Raw genomic sequence first — 16,415 nt, forward strand, 5'->3', positions numbered from 1 at the left:
ATAAATAACACTTCAATCTTTAGCGAGGGACTTAAGTCCCTCGCTAAAGATTGAAATGTTAAAGACTGATTGAATAAAAAAAACATTATGAAATTGTACCTTGTTCCAACGCCCATTGGCAATCTGGATGATATTACTTATAGAGCAGTAAAAGTTTTACAATCTGTTGATGCTATATTGGCTGAGGACACCCGAAATTCTGGCATATTGCTAAAGCATTTGAATATCTCAAAGCCACTGTATGCACACCATGCCCATAATGAGCATCATGGCACCAATGGCATTATCAAACTATTAAAGGAAGGCAAAGTGCTGGCTTTGGTATCAGATGCGGGAACGCCTGCTATCTCTGACCCTGGCTTTTTGTTAGTAAGAGAATGTCTAAAACAAGGCATCGAAGTTGAATGTTTACCGGGAGCGACGGCTTTTGTGCCTGCTTTGGTAAATTCGGGCTTACCTGCCGACCGTTTTACGTTTGAAGGGTTTCTGCCCCATAAAAAAGGAAGACAAACAAGACTTAAAAATTTGGCAGAAGAAGAACGGACAATCATCTTTTATGAGTCGCCACACCGTTTGTTAAAAACCCTTGAACAATTAGCCGAATACCTCACTCCTGAGCGTCAGGCTTGTGTTTCGCGTGAGTTGACAAAAGTGTTTGAGGAAAACATCAGGGGAACTTTGGCTGAAATTTTGTTGCATTATCAGACCAACCCAAATACTATTAAAGGTGAAATTGTGATTGTAGTTGCTGGTAAAGCATAAAAAAATTACTATTTTAGAGGGAAAATTCATCCCAAATCCAAACTAATCAATGAAATACCTCTCTTATTTTAAACATTTAATACTTGTTTTTGCCATACTCGTTTCTACAAATGTGTTGGTAAAAGCTCAAACATTATCTGAAAACAGTAAAGTAAGTTTGATTACCGTAGAGCCTGGAAACGAGCTAAATGATGCTTTTGGGCATACGCTTTTGTGGATTTACGACCCCGTTAATCAAATCGATAAGGCTTATAATTTTGGCATATATGATTTTGAAACGGAGAACTTCTACTGGAAATTTGTAAAAGGACAGCTCCCTTACAAGATGTCGTATGCGCCAATGCCTGCCTACCAACAGTATTATCTGGAACAGCACCGTAATATGACTGAGCAGGTACTGGATTTGTCGCTTGCACAAAAGCAAATTGTGTATAATAATCTCGAAGCAACCTACAATAATCCTGCAACACGGACTTATATGTACAAGTTCTTTTATGATAACTGTGCTACTCGCGTGCGCGATGCCATGATGGTGGCTTGTACTGATAGTGTACATTTGCAAAATATCCCCGAAATGAACGATAGTACCTATCGCCAATGGATGAACAAATGTTTAATCAGAAAGCATCATTACTGGTCTGCCTTAGGGATGAACATTGCATTGGGGGCTCCTGCTGACGAAAGAATATTACAGTTTAAATCTTGCTACTTGCCTGAAAATCTGCAAAAAAGTATGCGTGCTGCCAAAAGAATGACACACCACGTTTTGCGTTTTTTGGTTCGTTCCGAGAACCCCATGTATAGCACTACGCCCATCAACGAAGAGCCTCTTTTCATCCTAACGCCTCGATTCTGGCTATTGTTAGTATTAATATTTACAGGCTATAAAACGTATCAGCATTGGAAACGCCGACAAAAAGGTTATAATTTCGATAAAGTGCTTTTTTCGATAGCAGGACTCATTGGCTGGTTATTACTTTTCTTGTGGTTTGGTACCGACCACGGCGTAACTAATTATAACAAAAACCTTTTGTGGGCTTTTCCATTCCATATTCCTATTATTTTGCTTACTCACGAGCGTAACGGTAGCTACTGGTATGGATATTATTACATGTTTATTGGCTTGCTGTTAGCGATGGGCTTATTTTTTGCCGTACAATATTCGTGGGATATTACATTACTCGTATTAATCCTTATCATAAGAGCATTCTATCATGCTGGCTTTGAAAGAGAACATAGAATGACCCAAACTAAATTCCGTAAAATCATTAAAGGACGCCGTTTGGAAGTGATTCATAAAGAGCATACTTTGGAGTAAACTCTTGCTTCTTCCACCCAATCCTCAAAACCCTTTTTATTAGCGTGTGATTTAAGTCACACGCTAATAAAAAGGGTTAGAATTTAATGACATTTTGGTCATAAGTTATCTTTTCTCTAAAGCAAAGCTGTTAAATTCAATCCTTTATTCCTAGCGAGGGACTTAAGTCCCTCGCTAGGAATATTTTACGATAGATTCACTTTCACCCAACATTGGTATGCAACATTTATTCTTTGATTATATTTATCTTATCTTGATAATTTTAGCATTGGTGATGGTTGCGAATAAACTTCGTTTGGCCTATCCCATCGTGCTAGTATTGGGTGGATTGGTACTTAGTTTTATTCCAGAATTTTCTAATGTAACGATTGAGCCCGACCTCGTCTTTTTTATCTTCTTGCCTCCCCTCCTCTATGATGCTGCTTGGCAAATTTCATGGAAAGAGTTTTGGAAATGGCGACGGGTTATCACAAGTTTTGCTTTTCCGATAGTCATCATCACCTCTTGTATCATTGCTGTTGTATCAAATGCCATCATTCCTGAATTTAGCCTAGCCTTTGGTTTCTTATTAGGGGGAATTATTTCTCCGCCAGATGCTATTTCAGCATCAACCATTCTAAGGCAAGTAAAAGCCCCTAAAATGCTAATAAGCATTTGTGAAGGCGAAAGTTTGATGAATGATGCCTCGTCGTTGATTGTATTTCGTTTTGCTTTAGCCGCTATTATCACAGGGCAATTTCACATTAAAGAGGCTACCCAAAGCTTTTTTATGGTAGTGGTAATGGGTTTGTTAATTGGCGTATTGATAGGGCTTATCTTTTATGGTATCTATAAATGGTTACCCACTACTTCCAATATCGAAATAGTAATGACTTTCGTTACACCCTATTGTATGTATTACTTTGCCGAAAGTTTTCATTATTCAGGTGTACTTGCCGTAGTAAGCGGTGGACTTTTTTTATCGAGCAAACGTCAAAAAACGCTTACTTACATGAGTAGGATTCAGGGCGAGAACGTATGGGCAAACTTGGTATTTGTACTAAATTGTTTCGTTTTTTTACTCATCGGTCTTCAGTTACCTACTGTCGTGAACCAACTTGGCGAAGTAAGTCTAGGTAAAGCGATTGGCTACGGCATAATTATTTCGGTGGTAATAATTCTTACTCGATTATTATGCACAATGGGGGCTTCGCTAACTACTCGTTTTATGAGTAGGTTTATTACCGTAGCAGATTCGAACCCGGGATGGAGGTTACCTTTTATTTTTGGTTGGGCTGGCATGCGAGGCGTAGTGTCATTGGCTTCTGCCCTTTCGATACCTTTGCTGATTAACGAAGAGCAACCTTTTCCACACCGTAACTTAATTTTATTCATCACCTTTATTGTTATTTTAGTAACCTTGGTGTTTCAAGGACTTACCCTCCCGTGGATAATAAAAAAAGTTTATATCAGCGATCACTACAACAATGAAGATGATCAAGAAGTAATTATTCAAAAGAAAATTGCTAAAAACTCTCTATTATTTTTAGAAGAAAAGTATGGTGAGGGCTGTTTACAAAACGTGCATTTGAATAATTTGTATGAAAAATTCAAGATTGAACTAAGCTTTTTGACCCAGAGGATAGAAGGCAGCGAAAGTGATGAAGTTTTTGCGGGAACAAATAGTCAGACGATTTACCTTGAGATGCTCGAAGACCAACGTACACTACTAAATACCTTAAACCTAAAAGATGAATTTGACGAAGAATTAATCCGAAAGTATCAGTCTTTAATTGATATAGAGGAATTTAAGGTTAGGGCAAAAATGGTGTAGTGGAGAGGATTTTAGGATGTTTGGACTCAAGGACTAAAGAACCTTTAATGGTCTTAGGAGAGCCTGAGCCTACGACCAGATGAGGAGTATACAGTCGGACAAACTCGCACGTGAATAAAATCATTTTAACTAATAGCCTTTATTCTAAAATTCGTTTTTTCGAGGTTTCTTACAGCTATATATTTTCAAAGGGATATAGCATATATTTATTTCCATAATTTCTGTCAAAGCTATTTCATTTGAATTAATTGGTATTACTTTATCATTTTTATTCAATTTCAATAATTCAGCATCAATTTTTGAAACTCTCAAAAATACAGTTTCACCTGAACTTAATAGGAATTGCTTACTAACACTTTTTTTTAGTAAGTTTTTACTTGTAAGCATCATTTTGTTTTTACCATACCCCATATTTTGACATTCCTTTAGTAAACGGTCTGCGAGTAATGAAACGTCTGGAGAGTAATTGCTATTACTGTAAAAACTCTGCAAAAAAAGTAAAGGATTATCTTTTTTGTATGCTGCTATTTTGATAGATTTTGTTATGCCATTCATCATTATCGGATTCAGAGAACGTCCCCTTATATCTATCTCTACAAAGAACACATTGTTTCTTTCAGTCAAACAATCTTGACTTTTTCCAAAAAAAGTTGCAAGGCAATTTAAAACTATGGCTAAAATAAATTTATTCATTGACTTTAACTTTTGGTAAAAATGTGCTATCCCCAATTCTATTTGTATCACTTTGATTTGGTTTTTCTGGTGGATATTTCATAATACCATCACTTCCTCCCGTACCTTTGGGATGGTCAAAGCCAAGTGTATGAAAAATCTCATGTATTCTATTCATTTTTGTGTCTTCTCTTTTTTATGCCCTTGTTGGTATTATCGCCAACATTCAAGCGTAAGCAAAAATAAAGTAGTTTTAAACTTATTAATGATAACACCAATATGAATTTCAATAAAATAATTAGGCTACTAGCTATTTTCAATACAATGTCATTCTTATATATTTATATTAGTGTTGTCTATGATACGAGATTTTTACTTATTGAGGATTATACTGGTGTAATTTTTTCGGGAATAATATTTTTAAGTTCATTATTAAATTTACTAATATTTTTATTCGCCGTCTTGTTTAAAAAGACCTTTAAATTGTCATTAAATATTGATGATGCATCCAAATATATATTAATAAATATTATATCATTTTCGGTTTATACATATTGGGGACTTGGGTATCACCCCTGACCTCTTATTAGTTCTCCTTTACTGGTCTTAGGTTCTCCTAAGACCCAAAACACGGAAGAGCGTCTCGCTCGAAATTGTTTAAGGTGATTGTTAGGTATTCGAGCGTGACGCTCTTTTATCTTTGAAGTCGTAGGAGAGCCTACGACCAGAATGAGGGCTTCAAAAGAGCTTCAAGGTTGTTAAGTTCTAGGTTCTTATCACTAGCGAGGGACTTAAGTCCCTCGCTAGTGATAAGAATGAGCATTTATTTATAGGATTTCGAACGTACCACTCTTTATCTTTGGCGTCGTAGGAGAGCCTATGACCAGATGTGGACTTCACATTTTTAACTCAAAACTCATCACTCACAACTCAAAAACCTTCTACTTCACCGCCAAAACCCCAGTTTTATAAATCTTCTCTAAGATACCATCTCTAAAGCTTCTACCCACTGGTAGGCTTTTGCCACAAACGATTAAATCGCCTGCTTCGATAGATGTTACCTTTGAAATAGACACAATAAATGATTTATGGATGCGGGCAAATTGTTCGATAGGTAAAATATCCCCTATCCCATTCATGGTTTGGTAGGTTACAAATGTTCCTGACAATGTATGAATCCTAATATAGTCTTTCAGCGACTCTATGAATAGAATATCGGCAAAATTAATCTTTACAATGCGTTTATCTACTTTAATAAACATTGCCTCGGGGCGTTCGCTGACACTAGTCTGAATATTACCCGTCGTGACTGGCTGACTACCTTCGTTTTCCTGAGGAACTACCTTGTTGACAGCCTTTACAAAGCGCTGAAAAGGAATAGGTTTTAGTAAATAATCAACCACGCTAAGTTCAAAACTTTCAACGGCATAGTCACGATAGGCCGTAGTGATAATTACTTTAGGAGGATTCTGAAGGCTTTTTAATAGCTCCATTCCATCTAAAGTAGGCATTTCAATATCCAGAAAAAGTAAATCTATATCACCCTTTTTGAGGTAATTAAAAGCCTGAATACCGTTTTCACAACGCCCAACTAATTCAAGGCTATCAATGCGTTCGATAAATGTTTCTAAGACATCCAAAGCCAGTGGCTCGTCATCTACTATTAGCGTTTTTAGTTTCATGTTTTGTAAAGCTAAGTGGTCATCTCAAATAAAAATATCCTCAAATATTATTCTGTAAAAACCTCTTATGCAATGTGCTAAACTTCTTTTGATAATATAATCCTAAAAATCATTTTCTATTAGCGGGTGACTTAAGTCACCCGCTAATAGAAAGGAGTTGAATGCTGGTTGTGTTCTGTGTGCCACAGCCCACGGTTTTAATATTTTAATAAAAGAAGAATGGAACTGAGCTATACCGATACGTCTTATTTCAAAGGAATAAACAAAGAAATAACATATTGATTTTCAGTAGGCTGTATATTCAGTTCATAATTATTCCCATAAAGCAGGGCCAATCGTCGCTGAACATTCTTAAGTCCTAATCCTTTGTGTTTTTTTCGATTAGTGTTATTATCAAATCGCGGATTGACCACTACAAAAAGCAATTTACCATTGATGATTTTTAGCGTTATTTTTAAATCTAAAATCCCTGTTTCGTGTGACGTCCCGTGTTTAAAAGCGTTCTCGATAAACGGTAGCAACAACAATGGTGGCAGTTTTCGCTGTTCGGTACTGCCCTCTATTTCAAACTCAAGGTTCAGGCGTTTGCCAAAGCGTAGGCTTTCTAAATCAAGATAATTCTGAATATGCTCTATCTCCTTTTTTAGCGTTGTTTCGTGGCTGTCAGACTCATACAACATATAGCTCATCAATCCCGACAGCTTTACTACTACCTCTGGAGCTAAATCCGATTTTTTAATCGTAAGCGAATACAAATTGTTTAAGGTATTGAAAAAGAAATGCGGTTGAATCTGCGACTTTAAAAACTCTAATTCATTTTTTACACTTTGCCCTTCCAATTCTTTTATTTTTTCCTGATTATCAATCCAGTCTTTTGTCAGTTTTATACCGCTAGTAACGCCCAACACTGAAAACGTATCAAACATTCTTTTGGCGGTAGGCTTAGGGTCGAATAAGGCGTTGGGGCGATAGCCTACTGGACAGTAATTAATCAGTATCAAATGGTTGATGAGCGTCTGGATAATAGCCACCGAGACAAGGGTTGCTAGCACCAAAAACACAAAATATTGGACGTATTTTCCTGTTAATAAAAAACGGGGAATCAGATAATAAATATTACCATAGACCAAGATAAAATAAAACGGGAATTTCATGGAATACTCAAAAATAGCCTGAGTATAGTTGTTCATCAAAAAGCCGAAATACAAAATATTGTATAAACTCAGCACTATCCAGAAAAGAGAATGATAAGCCCAACGATGGCTAAGGACTCCTTTTCCGGAAAGATCCGTAAAAAAAGCGGTTCTATGGGGTAATGAAGCTGTTGTCTGCACGGTTTTTAGATATTAATTGAGAAGATGGTTTATCAAATTTATATAAAAAATCAGTAAAAAGATATTATTTTCGATAAACTGTATCACAATATTGCTGTGCTGAATCTTACCTTTTTCACGTTATTGGTCGAATATTTAGTGATTTTTGGCTAATTTATCTAAATTTATACCATATTTTTAACTTAATTGCAGGATGTAATTTTTGAATTACAATTCATCAACCCATTAATAAATAGTAAAAAAGTTTCAAAAACTCCGTATAGAAACACTATAAAAACGTTTTTCTTGCGGAGTTTTATTGCAATATTCTTCTCAAAAAGATACTTTTTATAAGTAAGATAATAATTAATTTGGTTAAGGGGTATAGGGACGTGGCTTTGCCGTGTCCCTAATTTTTGTGTACCTTACACCATTGCTAGAAAATTACAAACCTCTTTATTTTCAATCATTTTTATGCGCTATTTTTACGCTTTATTACTATTTTTAGGTGGTAGTTGCTTCCTCCAAGCCCAAGAGATCTTCCTACCTGATTCTATCAAAAAACAAACTCAGGCTACCTTTATCAATTACCCTATCAAAGTTGATGGCAAACTAGACGAATCTGTCTGGAAAAATGCTCAATCTATCACAGACTTTGTTCAGGTTGAACCTTTTCAGAAACAACCAGCTTCTCAAAAGTCTGTTTTCAAGCTTTTGTATAATGCCGATTATTTGTACGTAGCGGCTATCTTGCACGAACCTCTGGGCAAACAAGCATTACGTGTGACTAACCTACAGCGTGACTTTACGTTTGGTCGAAGTGACCAAGTCGGTATTTCTATAGATGGGTTTAACGACGAACGCAATGCGATGATTTTTATGACTAATCCCTATGGGTCACAAAAAGACTTGCTGGCCTTCGACGACCAAGTGTTTGATGACGACTGGGATGGGCTTTGGCGTGTGCGGACTTCCAGAAACGACACCGCATGGATTGCTGAGTTTTCGATACCTTGGCAAACCCTACGTTATCAACGTACCACTGAAGCGAATACATGGGGCATTAACTTTTTCAGAATGCGCCGCATGAGCAACGAGCAAACCATTTGGTCGGCTCTGCCACGTGCTTTTTCGCCTGCGAGGATGCAGTATGCAGGAAAACTGTCTGGAATATTGCCTCCGCCTCCTAAGCCTAATATTAGATTCCAACCTTATTTATTGATTTCGGAAGATAGATACAACGGCTCGGAGTTTTATGACCAGAGCAATGGTTCTAAAGTAAAATTGGGTGGTGAAATAAAGTGGGCGATTACACCCAACACCGTACTGGATTTGACCTATAATACGGATTTTGCCCAAGCTGACGCCGACCGACAGGTAAATAATTTATCGCGACTATCAGTTTTCTTTCCAGAACGCCGACAGTTTTTCTTAGAAAATGCCTCTCTTTTTGCAGCAGGTCTTAGCCCTATCGAAGACTTCTATGGAGGTCAGCAACGTATTCAGCCATTTTTCAGTAGAAGAATAGGCTTGGATAATGATGGAAATCCTGTGCCGATTGAAGTAGGTGCTAGGCTGGTAAACCGTTCTACCAAAAGCAATACGGGTTTTATGTATGTTCGTCAGAAGGGAAATGATGTATATTCTGCTACGGATTTTGTCGTAGGGAGATACTCGCAAAATATCGGCAAGCAAAACAGAATTGGCGGTATTGCTACCTTGAAAAATGATAGCGACCATGCCAATATTACGGCTTCGGCCGATGGTTTCTTCCGTATCAACGAAAGTACCAACGTGAATACGATGGCGATGTTATCGAAGTCGAGTAACGAAAATCAGACGGGTTTGGCAGGGCATTATCAATTAGTCCACAAAGGCATATCGTGGATTTACTGGCTTACGCAAAATATCAACAACAAGGCTTTTAACCCTGAGATGGGTTTTGTGGCTCGTCCTGATGTAGTTGAAAATTCGGCGGGTTTTTACTGGCTGAATCGGGGAAAATGGCTACCTAGTTTTATCAGGGCTTTTGAACCAGGCGGATATTACCTGAATTATTATTCGGCTACTACGGGCAAATTGGTTGAAGAACAATGGAGTACTAACCCTGTATGGTTTACCTTCCAAAATGGCGGAGGGCTTGGTCTTTTCACGAACCACTTTTATCAGTTGATTGACTATAGCGACGGGAGCGACACGCTGTCGTTTTTTAAAGTAGCTATTCCAAGCGGGAAATTCAAGTACAATCGCTACATGATATTTGGGGAAACGGATGGGTCTAAAAAAATATCAATCTCGGGAAATGTAGAAATTGGTAAATATTACGATGGTTCATTGACTACTTTTTCCTCAACGCTTAGGTTTGCCCCGATTCCACATATTTCTATGGAAGCACGCTTTACCAACAATAGTTATAGTAATTTGGGGACAGAAAAGGCTTCGGGCAATACTCAATTATATACTCTTTCGGGGCGTTTTGCCTTAAACCCGAGGGTACAATTAATTGGATTTTATCAGCATAATTCTACCAACGATTTTGATGTATGGAATATCCGTTTTTCATGGGAATACCAACCGTTGTCGTTCCTATATTTGGTATTCAATCAACGTGGTTTCAACGACTATCGCACCCAATTATCAAACGATGGGCTAACCAGAATCACGACAAACGAACTAGCACGTCAGCATGAGCTACATTTGATAGCGAAGCTTTCTTATTTGAAGCAGTTTTGATGATGCGTTATCAGCTGTTTATGGTGAAATAATTGCTATAATGCGAGCGTAACGCTCTCTTTCCTTTTGGGTCGTAGGAGAACCTACGACCAGTATTAGAATAATCGCTGAAGACTTATCGCCCTCTCTCGTTAGTCCGTATTTTAGATGCTGTACTGCCTTGCTTTCATTCGAGATAAATAACTCATGCCATGAGTGTACGTCACCGTAGCTTACGCCCTGTTGTTGGAGAACAAACGCCAACAACGGTGGGAAAACGTTACATTGTTGTTGGCAGTTTTGAAATGAGTAAATTTAAGTTGTCTAATACCAAATTAGGCTCATCAATAAAAATGTAATGACCTGAATTTAAGGTTGATATATGTGTAAAATCTATTAAACCTTTTTTTAGTAATTCGTGTGCATTAAACCACTTTTGTTTGTCAGTTGCAGTATAGGGAACTTCTACTTTCATACTTGTCAGCACAATTACTGGTACATTTGGTAAATTGGGGAGGGTTGCCATATATTGCGAATCTTCTATTAATTCTCTTGCTTCCATTGTAGGGCCAAAGTCTGCACCATTACTAGTTAATAAAGTATTAAAGTAAAGGTCTTCTTCTTCCTGAGTAGGGTTGTTGAATGCTTCGTGCGAAGGGTCAATAAATAACAAACCTGCTATTTTTGAAGGATTTTTGATGGCATAATCTCGAATAATCATTCCCCCGATAGAATGCCCTACAAGTATTATTTTTCTACCATTGGCAAATCTGGTTATAACGCTATCTAAATCGTTACTTAATTTAGAAATGCCCCTTGGTGCTGGCCCTTTCTCTGACTTGCCATAACCTGCTCTGTCGTACATCAAAACATCTTGTTTGGCACTTATAGTTATCGGTAAGTCTTTTTGATTCCATATTGTATGATCATTTCCCAAACCTGTTTCAAAAACGATGAGGTATTTTGTGTTTTTGATAATTGAAAAACTGACTAGCTTATGGGTTGGTAAATTAATAGTTACCGTATTAAAAGGGTCGGGGCTTACATCTGTTTTACCACAAGAAAAAAATATTGGTAAGCTAAAAAGCAAAATGAATAACTTATTCATAATTTGTAAATTTCTTTTTTAATGTTTAGAAGTTATCGAAACTGGGTTACCTTAAAATTGCCACTAGCTCAGTAATATGCTAAAGTTTTGTAGCACTATACTATTCGTGTCATAACTTAGTTTTGTTAAAGTAACTAAACGTACCAACTCCCTAAAGTATTACATTAACTTTTAAAATACTTTCGCCCTAAACTGGTCGTTGCATCCGCTACGACCCAAAATTATGCAGAGCGTGACGCTCTATTTTTCGTTCTGGTCTTAGGTAAAAACCTACGACCAGAACGAGACTTAAGTTCCTCGCTAGGAATGGAAGGGCAACTTTTTCGTCTTTGTTGCAGTTATCTCCAACAAAGACGAAAATGAACTTATATAGTAACAAATATTCGACCAAATAGAAGATAAAATCATGAAAAAAAAGCTACTGATTTTTTTAAAAATCCTAACATTATTGGTGGTATATCCTTGTTTTGGGCAAGAAACAAATTTTCAATCATTCTTGACAAAATTTAAGCAACTAGAGTTTCCATTTATTGTTAGTGATGAACCTCTTAAAAACAATAAGGATATCTTTACAAAAGGCTTTAGCAAGAAGGAATTTATGAAATTTTTAAATGGTATAAAAGAACCCTATAAGAAGGATTCATATTTTTATTGTGGAGGTAAAGTTCAGTATAAAGATTTCACTCTGCTGACATACCGAATTACAGATTTTGATGATACTCCTGATTTAGATGTGGTTCGAATCAATTTGGTTACATTTGATAAAAAAGGTACAATGATTGCCAAAATGATGATTGGAGGACAAAAGACAGAAAATCTTATAAATTGTAAATTAAATAAAGATCTGACTTTTATTGTAACCACCTTAAACAGTTCCAACAAGATTATCCAATCAAAAAATTACTTTATTGACTCTACAGGCAATATAGAGCCTTCAAATTAAGGGTTTTATTGCCACTCGCTTTACGTAATATTTTTCACTACGTAAGTGTGTACTGCAATGCATTTTATAACTTGTCGAGTTGTCTCCCACGCTTGGCGTAGTATTTTTTACTACGTCAGAGCATACTGCAATGTTACATTGCAAAAATGTAACCAATTTTATAACTTTTCTAGTTGACTACTCAGTCACTAGCCGTTGCAGACTGAGGGTAGCCTTCGAAGAAGGTCTGACACACTGACGTAGTGAAAAACACTACGCCAAGCGAGGGTTAAAACTTAATTTCACCTTAATCTTAAAACGCATCTAATATATATTTTAAGAGCGTGTTATTCTTATATTTAATCTAAAAAGTGTAACTTGCTTTGCCTAAATTTTTTAAACTTTTGTCTATGAAATATGCCTTGTTATTGTTAATCAACGTTATCACTTTAAGTGCTTATTCCCAAATAAGCCACATCACCTTGAATCCTTCAAAGCCTGAATCAGGTCAAAAAATCACAATTACTTACACGGGAAAGTTAGCAAAAGCAGGTACAAAAATGTATCATATTTTTTGTTTTGATGATAATAGAATGCCGCAGAAAGGAATCAAGACTCAATTAATTAATAATGAATTAACCGGTAGTTTTATCCTTCCAGATTCGGTCTCTTTTTTTACTATTAAGATTGTAAACAAAAAAGAAATAGATAATAATGAAGGAAAGGGTTATGGTTTCAATGTTTATGAAGGAGATAAACTTAAAAAAGGAACCTTTTTCCAACAAGGGTACTCAAATTCTTGGAATGAATTTAGTTTTAAAGGTGATGTTGAGCCTGAAAAAGCGTTAGAGCTAATAGAAAAAGAATACACATTACATCCTGACATGAGGAAATCAACGCTGCCTTATTACATTGAACATCTATCGAAAATACCGAATCGTAAAATGGAAGCAATAGGTTTGGCAAAAGAAAACTTTAAAGAAATATTGAAAACAGGGAGTAATGAAAAGTTTTCTTATCGCTATGCAAATATCATTGCAAATGGAAATTATAAAGTCGCCGACTCATTAAAAAAATTAGTCGTTCAGAAATATCCAAATGGATTTACTGCAATTCATAAGAATTTTGAAATATTAAGTTATTATTCACAAGTAAAGCCTGATACAGCCATTGCTTTGTATGAGAATATCCTAAAGAAATTTCCACATTTAAACGAGGTACAGTATAGAGGTTTAACAGTGGAGCTACTTGCAGCTTATGCCCAAAAATATGATTTTGAAAATCTTGATTTAGCATTTAATTCGTTGGTAGAAAAAGATAAATCTGAACAGGTTTTCATTATGATTGGAAGTAAATTGAATGAAGTAGCTTCTGGAATTTCAGAAGAGAACAAAGACCTCAGACAAGCAAAAATAATAATTGAGAAATCAATTTTATCACATCAAAGTTATGATACATTATCCACTTTTTATGGAGATGCACTTAATACGTATGCTGAAATTCTTTTTAAATTAGGGGATAAGAAAAGTGCTATTATAAATCAAAAAAAAGCCATATATCTCAAAAATTATATTTTCACAGACCTAAATAAACGCCTAATTCAATACTTGATAGCAGATGGTCAATTTCAAGAAGCACGAACCCTTTCCGAAGAATATATTAAAGATAATGTTTCAAACCCAATTATTGATTCTCTTTACAAAGTAGCATACGTAGCTTCAACTGGTAGTGAAATTGGATTTGAAAAGGCAAATGTTAGTGTAAAAGAAAAGTCTGAGAATGCAAATATGCTGGTTTTAAAACAAAAAATGATAAATATTGACGCACCAGATTTTAAACTTAGAGATTTGAATGGAAACTTAGTAAGGTTATCTGATTTCAAAGGAAGTATTATAGTATTGGATTTTTGGGCTACATGGTGTGCACCTTGCATAGCGTCATTCCCTGCTATGAAAAAAGCAATGATTGAACTCAAAGACAAGCCTGTGAAGTTTCTTTTTATAGATACTATGGAGAACGAAGATATAAAGAATAAGGATGAAAAAATAAATAGAATACTTAGTACAAAAAAAGTAGAGGATTTCCATGTACTGATAGACGAAATGAAGGATTTAAACTATAAAGTAACTACGGCTTATCATGTACAAGGTATTCCAGCGAAATTCGTAATTGATACTAACGGGAAAATTCGATATAAAAGTGAGGGGTTCGGTTCTGAGGAGAAATTAATTAAGGAATTAAAGTCTGTTGTTGAAATAATTAGTGAATAATCATTTCGTCATTTTCAAGTTGCCTATGTTACGTTACATGTAAGATAATCCAACCAACAACCCTCGCTTGGCGTAATGTTTTTCACTACGTCAGAGAAAACACATTGCCCCAAGCGAGAGAATAGTTTACACCAAACACTATCAAATTTTTTCAATAAAAGATGAAATACCTTTTTCTTTCAAGTAGTTAAGCATTAAAGAGGTGAATTCCTCCTTTTGTTTTTTTGTAAGTTTACCATATTCATCACTCTCTCCACCACCAGATAGAATTACTGCCAGATATTCAGATCCTTCGTGCATTATGATGTAAACGTCATCATAGTCTTTCAATGTGCTGAACCACGACGCCCAATGCTCGTAAACCTTAGTATCCACATCTTTTTTTAAAATATCTTTTACACATTTACATAAATAGTCAAGATATAATTGATGGTGGAAGACAGTCTTTACATTGAATTCATCTATATAATAAAATTCTTTTTCCATTTTAATTGCCTTTTAAGTTTATTTAGTTTTTATCCCTTTACTCAACCTAGCGATACTATTATTCATAAATTTTGAAAAAATCAATTCAAAAATATAATACTTTCACCTCAGAAACGGAAAGTTTAAACAACTTCTATTTCAAAGATTTGAAAATCACTGAGAAAACACTTGGAGTAGAACAACCCTTAGCAGAAACGAAAAAGAATGATATTTAACTGTTCATTTACTTAAATTTCTATTCGATATTTCCATACCTGATGAATGGACTTTGATTATTGAACCGTCTGGTTCGGTGATTTTCTTGACAAAAATGATATTATAAGAACGATAGGCTTTGGCTTTCACTAGTGATTTTTGTATTGATAAAGCTATCCTTCGGAATTGTTCGCCAACAGTATCTATATTACCCGATGGTATTTTGTTACTATTTATTAAACTGACCGTCAAACAAGAGTCCTTAGCATCTTCTTCTGCCCAATTTTCATATTCTATCCCTTCACAACTATACGCTACTTTCAAACTGTCTGAAGTTTTACTATTGTTTAAAAATTGAGGCGGTTTGTTCATTGCCCATTCATTGTTTTTTGTAGAATGGTTAGTGCAATTGTAAAAACAAATAGATATTACTAAAAAGAAGAAACATCTAAAGCTGTGAAACAGCATGGGGAATAAACTAATTTTCTGAGTATATAAATGTGTTGTTTTCATGTTTGTTTTTGTTTGGTGTAAACCCATAATTGAATTGAATAGATAATAAATTTGAAGTTACCCGAGGCCTCCTACTACCATGAGATAATAGACGCAAACAAAACTAGTGCTAGCCAATAAAGAGTGATTTTTTTTGATGCTACAGAAGGAATACATAAGCATACAAAAAGGATGATATCGTTTACTGTCTTTTTAGATAAGGGCAGCAGTGCATATACGGAATCTTCATGAGCGGTGTACTGATAATATAAAAACCACGATAGAAACAGCAAGAGGGCAAATCTAATGATAAAACCTGTGTAATGTGTTTGATTAAGAATTACAAAAAAATCGTAACGGTGTTTTAAGTCATTTTCCATAATAAGTATTGAAAATTATTAAATGATTACACTGTGTGTTGAATTTGGTAAAAACACTACACCAAGCAAGGGTAAAAATACAATAGAGAAATGGATTATCCCACATTTATCTGGGCGGGGCTGTGTATTTAATATGGTAGTAGATTTTGCATAATTTTAGTCCTTAGAATACACAAAACACATTATTAATCGAAGCGTACTACCGTATAATAAGTTTTCCTGTTTTTTTAACGCCTTTTTATTGACTTTTTATCCGCGATTTGCTAGGTTTAATCAAACATTTATAACAG

At 35.6% G+C, this 16,415-nt stretch carries 15 protein-coding genes; 7 read left to right on the forward strand and 8 right to left on the reverse strand.

The genetic code is table 11. The features are described from left to right. Positions 1-87: 87 nt before the first annotated feature. The 3 genes from rsmI (at position 88) to AC07XN_RS11160 (ending at position 3,893) form a co-directional block, all read left to right on the forward strand. Entirely contained in the window at positions 88-762 is a 675-nt protein-coding gene (gene rsmI, locus AC07XN_RS11150) for a 16S rRNA (cytidine(1402)-2'-O)-methyltransferase (RefSeq protein WP_309921470.1), read from the forward strand. 49 nt (positions 763-811) lie between these two features. Further along, positions 812-2,080 (forward strand): lipoprotein N-acyltransferase Lnb domain-containing protein, encoded by a 1,269-nt coding sequence (locus AC07XN_RS11155; RefSeq protein WP_494743123.1) that lies wholly within the window; start codon positions 812-814, stop codon positions 2,078-2,080. A gap of 217 nt (positions 2,081-2,297) precedes the next feature. Continuing rightward, positions 2,298-3,893: a Na+/H+ antiporter gene (locus AC07XN_RS11160; RefSeq protein ID WP_494743124.1), complete on the forward strand. Its 1,596-nt coding sequence runs from the start codon at positions 2,298-2,300 to the stop codon at positions 3,891-3,893. Positions 3,894-4,037: 144 nt separating this feature from the next. Here the strand turns inward: AC07XN_RS11160 and AC07XN_RS11165 are convergent, their stop codons facing one another. From AC07XN_RS11165 to AC07XN_RS11180, 4 genes are all read right to left on the reverse strand, one after another. Then, positions 4,038-4,586: a hypothetical protein gene (locus AC07XN_RS11165; protein WP_494743125.1), complete on the reverse strand. Its 549-nt coding sequence runs from the start codon at positions 4,584-4,586 to the stop codon at positions 4,038-4,040. Beyond that, a complete protein-coding gene (locus AC07XN_RS11170) occupies positions 4,579-4,743 on the reverse strand; it encodes a hypothetical protein (RefSeq protein ID WP_494743126.1) in 165 nt (54 codons plus the stop codon). Before AC07XN_RS11170 ends, AC07XN_RS11165 begins: the two co-directional genes overlap by 8 nt. Positions 4,744-5,506: 763 nt before the next feature. Beyond that, entirely contained in the window at positions 5,507-6,247 is a 741-nt protein-coding gene (locus AC07XN_RS11175; protein WP_494743127.1) for a LytR/AlgR family response regulator transcription factor, read from the reverse strand. A 245-nt stretch (positions 6,248-6,492) separates the two neighbouring features. After that, positions 6,493-7,581, reverse strand: a complete 1,089-nt coding sequence (locus AC07XN_RS11180) for a sensor histidine kinase (protein WP_309921489.1) — start codon at positions 7,579-7,581, stop codon at positions 6,493-6,495. Positions 7,582-8,034: 453 nt separating this feature from the next. Here AC07XN_RS11180 and AC07XN_RS11185 point away from each other — a divergent pair, with 453 nt between their 5' ends. Then, positions 8,035-10,293, forward strand: a complete 2,259-nt coding sequence (locus AC07XN_RS11185) for a carbohydrate binding family 9 domain-containing protein (protein WP_494743128.1) — start codon at positions 8,035-8,037, stop codon at positions 10,291-10,293. An 18-nt stretch (positions 10,294-10,311) separates the two neighbouring features. On the opposite strand, the gene AC07XN_RS11190 is transcribed toward AC07XN_RS11185, so the two are convergent. Beyond that, entirely contained in the window at positions 10,312-10,536 is a 225-nt protein-coding gene (locus AC07XN_RS11190; RefSeq protein ID WP_494743129.1) for a hypothetical protein, read from the reverse strand. A 16-nt stretch (positions 10,537-10,552) separates the two neighbouring features. Next, entirely contained in the window at positions 10,553-11,380 is an 828-nt protein-coding gene (locus AC07XN_RS11195) for an alpha/beta fold hydrolase (protein ID WP_494743130.1), read from the reverse strand. 406 nt (positions 11,381-11,786) lie between these two features. Between AC07XN_RS11195 and AC07XN_RS11200 the strand changes: the two genes are divergently transcribed. Both AC07XN_RS11200 and AC07XN_RS11205 read left to right on the forward strand, forming a co-directional pair. Then, complete coding sequence (locus AC07XN_RS11200; RefSeq protein WP_494743131.1) at positions 11,787-12,323, forward strand: hypothetical protein; 537 nt, start codon at positions 11,787-11,789, stop codon at positions 12,321-12,323. A 389-nt stretch (positions 12,324-12,712) separates the two neighbouring features. Next, positions 12,713-14,572, forward strand: coding sequence for a redoxin domain-containing protein (locus tag AC07XN_RS11205; RefSeq protein ID WP_494743132.1), 1,860 nt, complete (start codon positions 12,713-12,715; stop codon positions 14,570-14,572). A gap of 141 nt (positions 14,573-14,713) precedes the next feature. On the opposite strand, the gene AC07XN_RS11210 is transcribed toward AC07XN_RS11205, so the two are convergent. After that, on the reverse strand, positions 14,714-15,058 hold the full coding sequence (locus tag AC07XN_RS11210; RefSeq protein WP_494743133.1) for a hypothetical protein: 345 nt from the start codon (positions 15,056-15,058) through the stop codon (positions 14,714-14,716). 71 nt (positions 15,059-15,129) lie between these two features. Between AC07XN_RS11210 and AC07XN_RS11215 the strand changes: the two genes are divergently transcribed. After that, positions 15,130-15,273 (forward strand): hypothetical protein, encoded by a 144-nt coding sequence (locus tag AC07XN_RS11215; protein WP_494743134.1) that lies wholly within the window; start codon positions 15,130-15,132, stop codon positions 15,271-15,273. A 4-nt stretch (positions 15,274-15,277) separates the two neighbouring features. Here the strand turns inward: AC07XN_RS11215 and AC07XN_RS11220 are convergent, their stop codons facing one another. Further along, on the reverse strand, positions 15,278-15,625 hold the full coding sequence (locus AC07XN_RS11220) for a hypothetical protein (RefSeq protein ID WP_494743135.1): 348 nt from the start codon (positions 15,623-15,625) through the stop codon (positions 15,278-15,280). Positions 15,626-16,415: the final 790 nt, after the last annotated feature.

Source organism: Arcicella sp. GW458-12-2-14-TSB2 (assembly GCF_059423785.1).

Coding starts and splice junctions, on each gene's coding strand:
- rsmI (WP_309921470.1), top strand. CDS start 88: ATGAAATTGTACCTTGTTCCAACGCCCATTGGCAATCTGGATGATATT.
- AC07XN_RS11155 (WP_494743123.1), top strand. CDS start 812: ATGAAATACCTCTCTTATTTTAAACATTTAATACTTGTTTTTGCCATA.
- AC07XN_RS11160 (WP_494743124.1), top strand. CDS start 2,298: ATGCAACATTTATTCTTTGATTATATTTATCTTATCTTGATAATTTTA.
- AC07XN_RS11165 (WP_494743125.1), bottom strand. CDS start 4,586: ATGAATAAATTTATTTTAGCCATAGTTTTAAATTGCCTTGCAACTTTT.
- AC07XN_RS11170 (WP_494743126.1), bottom strand. CDS start 4,743: ATGAATAGAATACATGAGATTTTTCATACACTTGGCTTTGACCATCCC.
- AC07XN_RS11175 (WP_494743127.1), bottom strand. CDS start 6,247: ATGAAACTAAAAACGCTAATAGTAGATGACGAGCCACTGGCTTTGGAT.
- AC07XN_RS11185 (WP_494743128.1), top strand. CDS start 8,035: ATGCGCTATTTTTACGCTTTATTACTATTTTTAGGTGGTAGTTGCTTC.
- AC07XN_RS11195 (WP_494743130.1), bottom strand. CDS start 11,380: ATGAATAAGTTATTCATTTTGCTTTTTAGCTTACCAATATTTTTTTCT.
- AC07XN_RS11200 (WP_494743131.1), top strand. CDS start 11,787: ATGAAAAAAAAGCTACTGATTTTTTTAAAAATCCTAACATTATTGGTG.
- AC07XN_RS11205 (WP_494743132.1), top strand. CDS start 12,713: ATGAAATATGCCTTGTTATTGTTAATCAACGTTATCACTTTAAGTGCT.
- AC07XN_RS11210 (WP_494743133.1), bottom strand. CDS start 15,058: ATGGAAAAAGAATTTTATTATATAGATGAATTCAATGTAAAGACTGTC.
- AC07XN_RS11220 (WP_494743135.1), bottom strand. CDS start 15,625: ATGAACAAACCGCCTCAATTTTTAAACAATAGTAAAACTTCAGACAGT.